Genomic DNA, 13455 nt, shown 5'->3' with positions numbered 1-13455 from the left:
CCACTACTGACATGACCTCGTTGATCAAGAAGAACGCGTCAGGACCCGCCGACGACGGCGACGCGAACCTCTTGATCAACGAGGTCGTCGGCGTTCCCGGGGGGATCGGGGAAGCAGCCCGGCGCGGGCGGGCCGCCGCGTACGACTCGTTCCTGCGGGGGTTGCTGCCGGCGCGGGACGGGGTGGCACTGCTGGCCGTCGGGGGCTTGGGTCGGCGGCAGTGTGCCCCGTACGGCGACCTCGACCTGGTGCTGCTGCACGCCGGGGTGCCCGGCACCGACGAGTTGGCCGCCTCGGTCTGGTACCCGATCTGGGACGCGGGCCTGCGGCTCGACCATTCCGTACGCACCGTCGCCGAGGCGCTCTCGGTCGCCCAGGACGACGTCAAGGTCGCCCTCGGGCTGCTCGACGCCCGGTTGGTCGTGGGGGACCAGGCGTTGGCCGACGCGCTGATCCGCACCGCCGCCGATCACTGGCGGCGTACCGCCGTCCGGCACCTGCCCGGCCTGCGGGAGGTCACCGAAGCCCGTTGGCAGGCCCACGGTGAGCTGGCGTTCCTCCTGGAGGGCGACCTCAAGGAGGCCGCCGGTGGTCTGCGCGATGTGGGGCTGCTGCGGGCGATCTCCGCTGCCGGCATCACCGACGCGCTGCGTCCCGCCGTACGCGCCGCCCACCTGCGATTGTTGGACACCCGCGACGCGCTGCACCAGCAGGTCGGCCGACGGGTCGACCGGCTGGTCGCCCAGGAGCGCGACGGAGTGGCCAACCTGCTCGGCCTGCGACAACTCCAGCCCGGCGCGTCTGACGCCGCGCGGCGGCCTGGAGCCGTCGTGGAAGACGGCGACGCGCTGCTGCGTCGGGTCGCCGGTGACGCCCGCACTGTCAGCCACGCCCTGGACGACGCCTTCCGGGCCGCCGACCGGCTGCGCTCCGGCCGCTCCCGCGGCGGCAACGGCCGCCCGGCCCGCCGCCCGGTCGCCCGCGACGTGGTCGAACACGACGGCGAGTTGGTGCTCGCCCGCACGGCGATCGGGGCACGCCCCGACCCGAGCCTCTCGCTGCGGGTGGCCGCCGCGTCGGCCACGACCCGAATTCCCATCGCGCGGGCCACCTGTGAGTGGCTGGCGGCGTACTGTCCGCCCCTGCCGGCACCCTGGCCGGCCGAGGCCCGGGCCGCGCTGATCACCCTGCTCGGCGCCGGTCCCGGCCTGGTGCCGGCCTGGGAGACCTGCGACAGGTACGGGCTGGTCGACGGCTGGCTGCCCGAGTGGACCCGGCTGCGCAGCCTGCCCCAGCACAACCCGGTGCACCGCTTCACCCTCGACCGGCACCTCGTGCAGACCGCGCACGAGGCCAGCCGGCACGCCCGCGAGGTGGAGCGCCCCGACCTGCTGCTCCTCGGCGCCCTCCTGCACGACATCGGCAAGGGCCTCCCCGGTGACCACAGCACCGTCGGTGTGCCGGTTGCCCAGGCGGTGGCCACCACTGTCGGTCTGCCTCCCGCGGAGGTCGAGCTGATCGGCAAGCTGGTCCGGCTGCACCTGCTGCTGCCCGACGTGGCCACCCGCCGGGACCTGAGCGACCCGGTCACCATCGCCTCGGTGGCCGAGGCGGTCGGCGACACCGGCACCCTCGACGTGCTGCACGCGTTGGTCCGCGCCGACGCGGCGGCGACCGGGCCGGCTGCCTGGTCGGACTGGAAGGGCCGACTCGTCGCCGAGTTGGTCGCCCGGGTTCGCACCGCGCTGGACACCGGTGTACTCCCCGAGCCACCCGCCCCGGACCCGGAGCTGCTGGCCGGGCCACTGCCGGTCGTCCACCTGACCGGTGACCGGGTGTCTGTCGCGGCGGCCGACCGGCGGGGTCTGCTCGCCACCGTGGCCGGCTGCCTGGCGCTGCACCGGCTGGAGGTGATCTCCGCGGACGCCTCCGCCGTCGATGGCCGAGCCCTGGTCGAGTGCCGGGTGCAGCCCCGCTACGGCCTTCCGCCGGACCCGGTTCCACTCCGCGCCGACCTGCGCCGGGCGGTCGCCGGCGACGTGTCGGTCACCCAACGGCTGCGCGGCCGCGCGCTCGCCAGCCGTGGCGGTGGCGCGGCTCCACGAGTGGTCTGGCACCGCGAGGCGGCCACCGACGCCGTACTGCTGGAACTGCGCGCCGCCGACGCCGCCGGGTTGCTCTACCGGGTCGCCTGCGCGCTCGACGAGGCCGGCGCCCTGGTTCGCGCGGCCCGCATCTCCACCCTCGGCGCCGACGTGGTCGACGCCTTCTATCTGGTGGGCGGTTGGCCGGACGACGCCACCCGGGCCCGCCTGGAAGCCGCGGTCCTCGCCGCCGTCTGACCCAGGACGACACCGTCGGCGGTTGCTGTCCGGCTGCGGCACGCTGCACGGCCGCCTGCCTGGCCGCTTGGACGCCGGATGCCTGACTGCCTTGCTGCGTAGCGCGGTCGGGTGCTGCTCGGCCGTTGGCCGCGCGTGCCAGCCGGGTCACTCCTACGAGCGTGATGCCTCACAGTCATCTTGATGCCTCACAGTCATCAGGCTCGTGAGGGTGTCCGCCGCCGTTGCGGGTTGCGGTCGGGAGTGTCATCACGCTCGTGCGGGTGCCCGCCGCCAACGCGGCGCGATCGGAGGCCCGGTGCGCGGGTACGTCCGGGGGCGTAGGGGCGGTGTCGCTCGTGGGCGCACGTCGAGCGGCACCTGCGCGGGCAGAATGACGGCCATGCGACGAGGCGGGCAGTGGCGGTGGCCGGAGGTGGCGGCGGATGCCGCGCTGGCCGTGGCGCTGCTCGCGTTCGGGTTGCTCGCCACCGGTCTGGCTGGGGACAACCAGCCGGGGTCGAGGCCGGTGGACGCCGCCAGTCGGGTGCTGATCGTCGTCGCCGCCCTCGCCCTGCTGGTCCGGCGGCGTGCTCCGGTCGCCGCCCTCGCAGTGGTCACGGTGGCCACCTCGACGTACCTGCTGATCGGTTACCCGTACGGGCCGATTCTGGTCACGTTCCTGGTCGCGGTCTACACAGTGGCCGTGCGGCTGCCGGTGCGACCGGCGGCGCTCGCCACCGGTGGTGCGTTCGTCCTGTTGTTGGCGCACGTCTTCTTCGGGCGGGGGCCCGCGCCGGGTTGGACGGGAGTGCTGCCCGCGTCGGCCTGGGTGGTCGTACCGTTCTCGGTGGGGGTGGTGGTGCGGGTGAGCCGTGAGGCGACAGCGCGTACCCGTGCCGAAGAGGCTCGCAGCCGAGTCGAGCAGGCGCGACGACAGGCCGACGAGGAGCGGCTGCGCATCGCGCAGGAGGTGCACGACGTGGTGGGGCACGGGCTGGCCGCGATCAGCATGCAGGCGGAGATCGCCCTACACCTGCTGCCGAAGCGGCCGGAGCAGGCGGAGGTGGCCTTGACGGCGATCAGCCGGACCAGCCGCGAGGCGCTGGACGAGTTGCGGGTCACCCTGGGCGCGGTGCGGCGGGGTGCCGAGCGCGAACCGGTGCCCGGCCTGGCCCGGCTCCCCGCGCTGCGCGACCGGCTCGCCGGGGCGGGGCTCGCCGTCGAGGTGCGCGTGGTCGGGGACCCCAGGGAGGTACCGGCCGCTGTCGACCTGGCCGCGTACCGGGTGGTGCAGGAGGCGTTGACCAACGTGCTGCGTCACGCGGGGGTGGCGAGCGCGGAGGTGACAGTGGACTACCGCGCCAACGAGGTGACAGTCGAGGTCGCCGACCGGGGGGTGGGTATCGGCCGCGCCGGGACGGCTCCGGCCGACGACGAGGGTGGCCACGGTCTGGCCGGGATGCGCGAGCGGGTCGCGGCGCTGGGCGGGCGGTTGACCACCGGGCCGCGCGCCGGGGGCGGGTTCCGGGTGTACGCGGGGCTGCCCGTGGAGCCGGCGACGTGATCCGGGTGCTGATCGCCGACGACCAGGACCTGGTCCGGCTCGGGCTGCGCGCGCTGGTGGAGAGCGAGGACGACCTGGCGCTGGCCGGCGAGGCGTCCGACGGTCTGCGGGCTGTCGAGTTGGCCCGTCGGGAACGGCCGGACGTGGTGCTGATGGACATCCGGATGCCCGGCATCGACGGCATCGAGGCGACCCGCCGTATCGTCGCCGACCCCGATCTGACCGGTACCCGCGTGGTGGTGCTCACCACCTTCGAGCTGGACGAGTACGTCTTCGACGCGCTGCGCCACGGTGCGAGCGGGTTCCTCACCAAGGACACCAGGCCGGCCGAGCTGCTGCGCGCGATCCGGCTCGTCGCCGAGGGGGAGGCGCTGCTGTCGCCGTCGGTGACCCGGCGGGTGGTGCGGGAGTTCGCCACCCGGCCGTCCCGGGTGCTACGTCCGCACCCCCGGCTGGACGCGCTCACCGATCGGGAGCGTCAGGTGGTCGGCCTGGTCGGTGAGGGCCTCAACAACGAGGAGATCGCCGCACAGTTGGTGGTCAGCCCGGCAACCGCGCGGACCCACGTCAGCCGGGCGATGGGCAAGCTGGGAGCCCGGGATCGGGCCCAGCTCGTCGTGTTCGCGTACCAGTCGGGGTTGGTGTCGGGGTGAGGCCCGGGCCGGGCGACAGCGGCCCTACGGCCGGGCGGTTACCCTAGCGGTGGCCGGACTCCGCAGTGCCGGCCGCGTTGTGCCCGCCGGAACACTGACAAACGGGATGTTCGCGTGTTTGACACCTTGAGTGACCGCCTGTCCGGGATCTTCACCAAGCTCCGCGGCAAGGGGCGGCTCACCGACGCCGACATCGACGCCACCGCGCGCGAGATCCGCCTCGCGCTGCTGGAGGCGGACGTCGCGCTGCCGGTGGTCAAGGGCTTCATCGCGGCCGTCAAGGAGCGGGCCCGCAGCTCCGAGGTCTCCCAGGCGCTGAACCCGGCCCAGCAGATCATCAAGATCGTCAACGAAGAGCTGATCAAGGTGCTCGGCGGCGAGGGGCGGCGGCTCCAGTTCGCCAAGCAGCCGCCGACGGTGATCATGCTGGCCGGCCTCCAGGGTTCCGGTAAGACGACCCTCGCCGGCAAGCTGGCCCGCTGGCTCAAGGGTCAGGGGCACCAGCCGCTGCTCGTCGCCGCCGACCTCCAGCGCCCCAACGCCGTCGGGCAGCTCCAGGTGCTCGGTGGCCGGGCCGGTGTCGAGGTGTACGCCCCGGAGCCCGGCAACGGCACCGGTGACCCGGTGCAGGTGGCCCGCGCGTCGATCGAGCACGCGAAGCGCGCCGCCCGCGACATCGTCATCGTCGACACCGCCGGCCGGCTCGGCATCGACGCCGAGATGATGCAGCAGGCCGCCGACATCCGCGACGCCGTCTCGCCGGACGAGGTCATCTTCGTCATCGACGCGATGGTCGGTCAGGACGCCGTCCGCACGGCCGAGGCGTTCCGCGACGGCGTCGGCATCACCGGTGTGGTGCTCTCCAAGCTCGACGGCGACGCCCGTGGTGGTGCAGCGCTGTCGGTCCGCGAGGTCACCGGGCAGCCGATCCTGTTCGCCTCCACCGGTGAGAAGCTGGAGGACTTCGACGTCTTCCACCCCGACCGGATGGCCAGCCGGATCCTCGGCATGGGCGACGTCCTCACTCTGATCGAGCAGGCCGAGCAGGCCTTCGACTCCGATCAGAAGGAGAAGATGACCGCCAAGCTGATGGGCGGTGAGCAGTTCACCCTTGACGACTTCCTCGACCAGCTCATCGCGGTGCGGCGGATGGGCCCGATCGCCAACGTGCTGGCCATGATGCCCGGCATGGGGCAGATGAAGGACCAGCTCGCCGAGCTGGACGACAGCCACTTCGACCGGGTCACCGCGATCATCCGGTCGATGACCCCGGGCGAGCGGACCAACCCGAAGATCATCAACGGTTCCCGCCGGGCGCGCATCGCCAACGGCTCCGGGGTCACCGTGATGGACGTCAACCAGCTGCTCAACCGCTTCGCCGACGCGCAGAAGATGATGAAGCAGATGGGCGGCATGATGGGCCTGCCCGGCGGTGGCCGCCGCAAGGCGACCAAGTCGCCGAAGAACAAGCGCAAGGGCACCAAGGGCGGCGGTCGTCCGCGTACCGGCGCCGGCGCCGGGATGCCCGCCGGCTTCCCGGGTGGCATGCCGCAGCTCCCGCCGGGGATGGACCCGAACGACCTCGCTGGCGGCCAGGGCCTGCCGCCCGGCTTCAAGCTCCCGAAGATCGACTTCAACAAGCTCGGCAAGGGTGGCGACAACCGTCCCCGCTGACCTCTGTGCGGGTCGAGGACGACCTGCTCGCCCCCGACGGGGAGTGATCGGGTAGGACTGTGCCCATGGCTCTTCATGTGCGCGGCGTGCTGCTTCCCGACGACGAGGTACGGGATCTCTGGCTGGTCGGCGACCGGGTGACCTTCACCCCGGTGCCCGGTGCGGAGACCGTCGTCGACGGCGGTTTCGTGCTGCCCGGGCTGGTCGACGCGCACTGCCACATCGGCATCGCCCGAGGTGGCGCCCCGATCACCTCGCTCGACCAGGCCCGCGCACTGGCCCACGTCGACCGGGACGCCGGAGTGCTGGCGATCCGGGACGCCGGCTCGCCGTACCCCTACCCCGAACTGGACGACGAGCCGGGCCTGCCGCGACTGGCCCGCGCGGGCCAACATGTCGCCCCGCCGAAGCGCTACCTGCGCGACATCGGCGTGGAGGTCGACGCGACCGAGGTCGCCGCCACTGTGGCCGCGCAGGCGCGGGCCGGCAACGGCTGGGTCAAGCTGGTCGGCGACTGGATCGACCGGGGCGTCGGTGACCTGGCGCCGGCCTGGGACGCGGACACCCTCACCGCCGCCGTGCGGGCGGCGCACGACGCCGGGGTACGCGCCGCGGTGCACACGTTCTCCGAATCGGCCGTCGAGATCATGGTGCGGGCCGGGGTGGACTCGGTGGAGCACGGCACCGGGCTCAGCCTCGACCTGATCGACGAGATGGCCCGCCAGGGCACCGCACTGGTTCCCACGATGATCAACATCGCCACCTTCGAGGGCATCGCCGAGCAGGCGCGGGGCAAGTTCCCCGGGTACGCCGACCACATGCTCGCGCTGCGCGACGGCTTTCCCGAGGTGGTGCGTGCCGCGTACGAGGCTGGGGTGCCGATCTACGTGGGTACCGACGCCGGCGGCGGCATCGATCACGGGCTGGCGGCCGAGGAGATGCTGCTGCTGCACGAACGGGCCGGCATGGCACCCATCGACGTACTCGCCGCCGCCTCCTGGGGCGCCCGCGCGTGGCTCGGCTTCGCCGGCCTGGTCGAAGGCGGCCTTGCCGACCTGACCGTCTACCCCGAAGACCCCCGTAGTGACCTGCGCGTCGTCCGCGCCCCGTCCCGCACGATCCTCCGCGGCCGCGTTATCCGCTAATCCCCGCAGGCACCCCGCCGCCCCGTGTGGCGCCGGCCGAGCCGGATCGTGCGGACCGTGCGCGTCGGGCCCCTGTCGTGCCGATCCGTGCCCGCGCGCGGATCGGCGCAAGATCGTGCTCGATCCAGGTTGTGGTGGCATCCGCCGAACGCCGAGGCCCCTACATCCAGGATCGAGCGTGATCTTGGTGCTCGGCGGGGTAAGAACCCGCGCGACATCGGGGATGTTGCTGCCTCCCGCGCGCCTGAGGCAGCAACATCAGGGAAGTTGCTCGGATCTTGGTGCGGGGTGCGGGGTGCGGGGTGCGGGGTGCGGGGTGCGGGGTGCGGGGTGCGGGGGGTCAGGGGGCTGGTTCAGGGGGCTGGGCGGGCGGCGGCGGTGAAGAGGTGTACGGCAAGGTCGGCGAGGGCCGTGGCGGTCTGCTCGATCGGTTCGCCGGGGAGCACGATGTGGCTGACCACCAGGCGGACGATGGTGTCGGCGGCGAAGGCCAGCGCGGCTCTGTCCGCTCCGGGCAGGTGGTCGCCGGCCCAGTCGATCAGAGCGCCGGAGGCCTCGGTGAGCACCACCTCGGCCCGGGTGGTGAGGTACGGCAGTAGCTCGTCCGAGCCGCCCCGGGCGCTGGTCAGGATCGCCTTGATCAGCGGGTTTTCCGCCGCCGTGGTGAGGGTGTGCGCGATAGCCGCGTACGCGCCGGCCCGTACGTCGGTGCCGTGGGCGAGCAGAGCGGCCCGGACGGCGCCGACGAACCGGTCCACCTCGGCACGGGCGAGCGCCTCGGCCAGCCCTGCCTTGCTGCCGAACTCGTTGTAGACGGTCTGTCGGCTCACCCCGGCGGCGTTCGCGACGGCACCCATCCGGACGCCGTCCCACCCGGTCGCGACTGTCAGCGCGCGGGCGGCGTCGACGATGCCGGTCCGTACCGGGGTGGGGTCCCTCTGCTCGATCATGGTGGTCGAAGTGTAGGCCGGTGTGTCGGCCCGAACCGGTCGGCGATCGGGCTGGTCGACTGCCGGTGTCGGGCCACCCAGCGCGCCCGGCTTGCGGCCAGGTGTGCCACATCGGGGGCCTCGGGCTCGGGGGCGGGAGCCGCTCCGGCGTGCCGATCGAGGAAGGTCTTGACGGCGGATGCCGACGATGCCGCGCCCGAGCGCACCGCCCTGACGAGCGGCGCATAGGATGTGCGGTCATGGCACGCGTGCTCACTCCCCGTGCGGAGGATTTCCCCCGCTGGTACCAGGACCTGATCGCCAAGGCGAAGCTGGCCGACAACGGCCCGGTTCGCGGCACCATGGTCATCCGACCGGCCGCCTACGCGATCTGGGAGCGTATGCAGGCTGAGATGGACGCTCGGATCAAGGCGGCGGGTGCGGAGAACGCGTACTTCCCGTTGTTCATCCCCGAGAGCTACCTCAAGCGCGAGGCGCAGCACGTCGAGGGCTTCTCGCCGGAGCTGGCAGTCGTCACCCACGGTGGTGGCAAGCCCCTGGCCGAGCCGGTGGTGGTGCGTCCGACCAGCGAGACGGTCATCGGCGAGTTCATGGCCAAGTGGATCGACTCGTACCGGGACCTGCCGCTGCTGCTCAACCAGTGGGCGAACGTGGTCCGGTGGGAGCTTCGTCCGCGGATCTTCCTGCGTACCAGCGAGTTCCTCTGGCAGGAGGGGCACACCGCGCACGCCACCCGTGAGGACGCCCGGGTGTACGCGCGGCGGATCCTGCACGAGGCGTACGAGGACCTGATGGTCAACGTGATCGGCATTCCGGTGGTGGTCGGCCTCAAGACGACGCGCGAGCGCTTCGCCGGGGCGACGGCCACGTACACCTGCGAAGGCATGATGGGCGACGGCAAGGCGTTGCAGCTGGGCACCAGCCACGAGCTGGGCCAGAACTTCGCCAAGGCGTTCGACATCAGCTACTCCTCCAAGGAGGGCGGCCGGGAGCACGCCTGGACGACCTCCTGGGGCACGTCCACGCGGATGCTCGGTGGCCTGATCATGGCGCACGGCGACGACAACGGTCTGCGCGTGCCGCCGCGGCTCGCGCCGATCCAGGCGTACGTCATGATCGTCAAGGACGGCGACGGCGTCGGCGAGGCGGCGGCCAAGCTGCGCGACGGCCTGCGCGACGCCGGTGTCCGGGTCGCGCTCGACGACCGGACCGACACCCCGTTCGGCCGTCGGGCCGTCGACGCCGAGCTGCGCGGCTATCCGGTACGCGTCGAGGTCGGCCCCCGTGACCTGGCCGTGGGCAACGCGACGGTGGTGCGTCGGACCGACGGCTCGAAGACCCCGACGCCGGTGGCGGACGTGGTCACCGCGGTGCTGGCCGCACTGGAGACCGACCAGCAGGTGCTGCACGACCAGGCGCTGGCCAACCGCGAGTCCCGCACGGTGGAGGTGGCCACCCTGGCCGAGGCGATCGAGGCCGCCGCGACCGGCTGGGCGCGGGTGCCGTGGTCGGCGATCGGCGTCGCCGGTGAGGCGGAGGCGAACGGCCAGGGCGTCACTGTGCGCTGCCTGTTGCGCGCCGACGGTTCGGTACCGGACTCGGAGGACGAGCCGGATCTCGTCGCCATCCTCGCCCGCGCCTACTGAGGTGCGGCCGGGCAACCCCGTCGACCGGTTCGCGCCGGGTCGGCTGATCATGCATCGGAACGTGCGGCACGGCCGGATCGGGTGGGTCCGGCCGGCCCGCGTGGTCAGCGACGACGATCGAGGGTTGCTGGTCTGGATCGCGCGGGACTCGCCGGTGGCCCACGAGGTGACCGAGGCCGGGTTGGGGATGCGGGCGATGCCGTTCGCCGAGTGGATCTCGTCGACGTACCGGTTGGCGGAGGGACGTTGGAACGGCCCGCCGCTGTTGAAGTTCCTGCCCACGGGGGCGGCACACTCCGTCTGGTGGTTCCGGGACGCCCAGGGCCGCTTCGCCCACTGGTACGTGAACCTCGAGGAGCCCGGTGTCCGCTGGGACGACGGCTCGGTGGCCGGCGTCGACGTGGTGGACCAGGACCTGGACGTGGTGGTGTGGCCGGACCGCAGCTGGGAGTGGAAGGACGAGGGCGAGTTCGTCGAGCGGCTCGCCTTCGGGGCCGACTACTGGGTGACCGACGAGAAGGCGGTCCGCGCCGAGGGGGAGCGGGTGATCGCGCTCGCCGAGGCCGGCGAGTTCCCGTTCGACGGCACCTGGTGTGACTTCACACCCCCACCAGAGTGGGGCGTACCGGACAAGCTTCCGCCGGGATGGGACCGTCCGCCGGTGCGTTGAGCGGTGTTCCAGGTCACCGACAATGCGGTGTACGGGTCCGATGCGTGCGATCGGCAGCGGATCTGGCAGAATGGGTCGCTGGTATCCGGCGCGCGTCCGGCGCCCTCTAACCCGGGCACGTCGCCAGTCCACCGAGTAGTCTCCGGCCCAACCCCACGGGTCCGGTCGGCGCTCACCCATGCACACCGCCCGCCTGGGCCGGTGAGATCGCAACAGGAGCGAAACAACTGTGGCCGTAAAGATCCGGCTCCTGCGGATGGGCAAGATCCGCAACCCGCAGTACCGCATCGTCATCGCCGACTCCCGCACCAAGCGTGACGGTCGGGCGATCGAGTTCGTCGGGATTTACCAGCCCAAGGAAGACCCCTCGATCATCGAGGTCAAGTCGGAGCGGGTCCAGTACTGGCTGTCCGTCGGCGCTCAGCCGAGCGAGGCGGTGCAGCGGCTGCTCGAGCTGACCGGTGACTGGCAGAAGTACAAGGGCCTGCCGGCCCCGCCGCCGCTCCTGGTCGCCCCCGAGCGGGCCGACCGCAAGGCGACGTACGAGGCTGAGGCGAAGGCCGCCGCCGGGCTCGCCCCGGAGACCCCGGCCAAGCCGGCCAAGAAGGCCGCCAAGGCTGCCGAGGCTCCGAAGACCGAGGCTCCCGCTGAGGCTCCGGCTGCCGAGGCTCCGAAGACCGAGGCTCCGGCCGAGGCGCCGGCCGCTGCCGACGCCGGTGAGCAGGCCTGACATGCCACTGCGTCCGGCGTTGGAGCACCTGGTCAAGGGCATCGTCGACCACCCGGACGACGTCCGGGTGCGGCTTGTCGATTCCCGTCGGGGCAAGCGGCTCGAAGTCCGCGTGCACCCCGAGGACCTCGGCACTGTGATCGGGCGGTCCGGCCGGACCGCCAAGGCGCTGCGCCAGGTGATCGGCTCCATCGGCGGGCGCGGGGTTCGCGTCGACATCGTCGACTCGTACTGATGCAGCTCGTCGTCGGCAGGATCGGCAAGCCGCACGGTGTCCGCGGTGAGGTCACCGTGGAAGTGCGGACCGACGAGCCCGAGGCACGGTTCGCCCCCGGCACAGTGCTGCGCACTGAGCCGGGGGCGACACCCCCTCCAGCCAGCGATGAGCCCGGGGTGCCGTTCCGGGTTCCCGCGGAGCTGACCATCGAGGAAGCCCGCTTCCACCAGGGCCGGGTGCTGATCGCGTTCGAGGGCATCCCGGACCGCAACACCGCCGAGGCTCTGCGCGGGACGCTGCTCGTGGTGGACAGCGCCGACGTGACCCCACCGGACGACCCGGAGGAGTTCCACGACCACCAGTTGGTCGGGTTGGCCGTGGTGACCCCGGCCGGCGAACGCCTGGGCGAGGTCGCCCGCATCGACCACGCGCCCTCGTCCGACCTGCTGGTGCTGCGGCGCCCCGAGGGGCGTACCGCGTTGATCCCGTTCGTCCGGGCGATCGTTCCGGAGGTCGACCTGGCCGGCGGACGTGTGATCGTCGACCCGCCAGCCGGACTGCTCGACCTTTAGGACCAGCCCGCATGCGCGTCGACGTCGTGTCGATCTTTCCGGAGTACTTCGCCCCGCTGGACCTGTCGCTGATCGGGCGGGCGCGGGCCAACGGCGTACTCCAGCTCGCCGTGCACGACCTGCGGACCTGGACCCACGACGTGCACCGCACCGTCGACGACACCCCCTACGGTGGCGGGCCGGGAATGGTGATGCGCCCCGAGCCGTGGGGTGAGGCACTGGACGCCCTCGCGCCTGTCGACGCCCCGCCGCCAAGGCTGCTGGTGCCGTCGCCTGCCGGTGCCCCCTTCACCCAGGCCATGGCGTACGAGTTGGCGGCCGAGTCGCATCTCCTCTTCGCCTGCGGCCGCTACGAGGGGATCGACCAGCGGGTCCTGGCGCACGCCGCCACCCGGATGCCGGTCACCGAGGTGTCGCTCGGTGACTACGTGCTCTTCGGCGGCGAGGTCGCGGTCCTGGTGATGCTGGAGGCGGTCACCCGGCTGCTGCCGGGGGTGCTGGGCAACGCGGGCTCGTTGGACGAGGAGTCGCACGCGCACGGGCTGCTGGAGGCGCCGATCTACACCAAGCCGCCGAGTTGGCGCGGGCACGACGTGCCGGAGGTGCTCCGCTCCGGTGACCACGGCAAGATCGCCCGCTGGCGGCGCGAGGAGGGTCTGCTGCGGACAGCGGCCCGCCGTCCGGACCTGCTGGCCGCGCTGCCGGCCGATCGGCTCGACAAACGGGACATCGCGGCCCTCGACCAGGCCGGATTTCAACCTCCACCGGGGGATGTGGCAAAGTAGGGGGGTTGCCGCATCCGTCCGCGCCCGCGGTCGGCTGCGAGGATCCCCGACCGGGGATCGGTTCGCCGATCACCACCCGGGAATCAGAATCACCCACCCGCGCACCGAGTGACGGTGCGCCGTGAGCCTTACGAGGACGCAGCGATGAACATCCTGGACGCCCTTGACGCCCAGTCGAAGCGGACCGACCTTCCCGACTTCCGGGCCGGTGACACCGTCAAGGTGCACGCCCGCGTCGTCGAGGGCAACCGGTCCCGTGTCCAGATCTTCCAGGGCGTCGTGATCCGCCGCCAGGGTGACGGTCTGCGCGAGACCTTCTCGGTCCGCAAGGTCAGCTTCGGTGTCGGCGTCGAGCGGACCTACCCGCTCAACGGCCCGGGCATCGACCGGATCGAGGTCGTGACCCGCGGTGACGTGCGTCGCGCCAAGCTCTACTACCTGCGCGAGCTGCGCGGCAAGAAGGCCAAGATCAAGGAGAAGCGGGAGAAGCAGCCCAGCTGACTTCCCGCTCGCCACGCCGCCCGA

At 72.4% G+C, this 13455-nt stretch carries 13 protein-coding genes; 12 read left to right on the top strand and 1 reads right to left on the bottom strand.

Annotated elements, in window-relative coordinates; all coding sequences use genetic code 11:
* Positions 1-11: 11 nt before the first annotated feature.
* The 5 genes from AB0C19_RS28085 (at position 12) to AB0C19_RS28065 (ending at position 7360) form a co-directional block, all read left to right on the top strand.
* A complete protein-coding gene (locus AB0C19_RS28085) occupies positions 12-2342 on the top strand; it encodes a [protein-PII] uridylyltransferase (RefSeq protein ID WP_357190124.1) in 2331 nt (776 codons plus the stop codon).
* A 382-nt stretch (positions 2343-2724) separates the two neighbouring features.
* Positions 2725-3888 (top strand): sensor histidine kinase, encoded by a 1164-nt coding sequence (locus tag AB0C19_RS28080; RefSeq protein ID WP_357190122.1) that lies wholly within the window; start codon positions 2725-2727, stop codon positions 3886-3888.
* Positions 3885-4541 (top strand): response regulator transcription factor, encoded by a 657-nt coding sequence (locus AB0C19_RS28075; RefSeq protein WP_357190120.1) that lies wholly within the window; start codon positions 3885-3887, stop codon positions 4539-4541. Before AB0C19_RS28080 ends, AB0C19_RS28075 begins: the two co-directional genes overlap by 4 nt.
* Positions 4542-4655: 114 nt before the next feature.
* Complete coding sequence (ffh, locus tag AB0C19_RS28070; RefSeq protein WP_238681251.1) at positions 4656-6215, top strand: signal recognition particle protein; 1560 nt, start codon at positions 4656-4658, stop codon at positions 6213-6215.
* 65 nt (positions 6216-6280) lie between these two features.
* Positions 6281-7360 carry an amidohydrolase family protein gene (locus tag AB0C19_RS28065; RefSeq protein WP_357190117.1) on the top strand — a complete coding sequence of 360 codons (1080 nt, stop codon included), beginning with the start codon at positions 6281-6283 and terminating at the stop codon, positions 7358-7360.
* A gap of 353 nt (positions 7361-7713) precedes the next feature.
* Here AB0C19_RS28065 and AB0C19_RS28060 read toward each other — a convergent pair whose 3' ends face one another.
* Positions 7714-8310 carry a TetR family transcriptional regulator gene (locus AB0C19_RS28060; protein WP_357190115.1) on the bottom strand — a complete coding sequence of 199 codons (597 nt, stop codon included), beginning with the start codon at positions 8308-8310 and terminating at the stop codon, positions 7714-7716.
* A gap of 239 nt (positions 8311-8549) precedes the next feature.
* Here AB0C19_RS28060 and proS point away from each other — a divergent pair, with 239 nt between their 5' ends.
* From proS to rplS, 7 genes are all read left to right on the top strand, one after another.
* A complete protein-coding gene (gene proS / locus AB0C19_RS28055; RefSeq protein WP_238686891.1) occupies positions 8550-9956 on the top strand; it encodes a proline--tRNA ligase in 1407 nt (468 codons plus the stop codon).
* A 49-nt stretch (positions 9957-10005) separates the two neighbouring features.
* Entirely contained in the window at positions 10006-10626 is a 621-nt protein-coding gene (locus AB0C19_RS28050; RefSeq protein WP_266303420.1) for a DUF402 domain-containing protein, read from the top strand.
* A 229-nt stretch (positions 10627-10855) separates the two neighbouring features.
* Complete coding sequence (rpsP, locus tag AB0C19_RS28045; protein ID WP_091400275.1) at positions 10856-11356, top strand: 30S ribosomal protein S16; 501 nt, start codon at positions 10856-10858, stop codon at positions 11354-11356.
* Positions 11331-11591, top strand: coding sequence for an RNA-binding protein (locus tag AB0C19_RS28040; RefSeq protein WP_186718042.1), 261 nt, complete (start codon positions 11331-11333; stop codon positions 11589-11591). The genes rpsP and AB0C19_RS28040 overlap by 26 nt, the downstream gene beginning before the upstream one ends.
* A complete protein-coding gene (gene rimM, locus AB0C19_RS28035; RefSeq protein ID WP_357190112.1) occupies positions 11591-12145 on the top strand; it encodes a ribosome maturation factor RimM in 555 nt (184 codons plus the stop codon). The genes AB0C19_RS28040 and rimM overlap by 1 nt, the downstream gene beginning before the upstream one ends.
* A gap of 11 nt (positions 12146-12156) precedes the next feature.
* Positions 12157-12930, top strand: a complete 774-nt coding sequence (trmD, locus tag AB0C19_RS28030) for a tRNA (guanosine(37)-N1)-methyltransferase TrmD (protein WP_124817732.1) — start codon at positions 12157-12159, stop codon at positions 12928-12930.
* A 144-nt stretch (positions 12931-13074) separates the two neighbouring features.
* Positions 13075-13431 (top strand): 50S ribosomal protein L19, encoded by a 357-nt coding sequence (rplS, locus tag AB0C19_RS28025; RefSeq protein ID WP_030335223.1) that lies wholly within the window; start codon positions 13075-13077, stop codon positions 13429-13431.
* The last annotated feature ends 24 nt before the right edge of the window (positions 13432-13455 follow it).

Source organism: Micromonospora sp. NPDC048842 (genome assembly GCF_040649935.1).
Taxonomy (GTDB): Bacteria; Actinomycetota; Actinomycetes; order Mycobacteriales; family Micromonosporaceae; genus Micromonospora; species Micromonospora hortensis.
The sequence above is the reverse complement of the archived record's forward strand: the minus strand, read 5'-3'. Positions and strand labels throughout refer to the sequence as shown.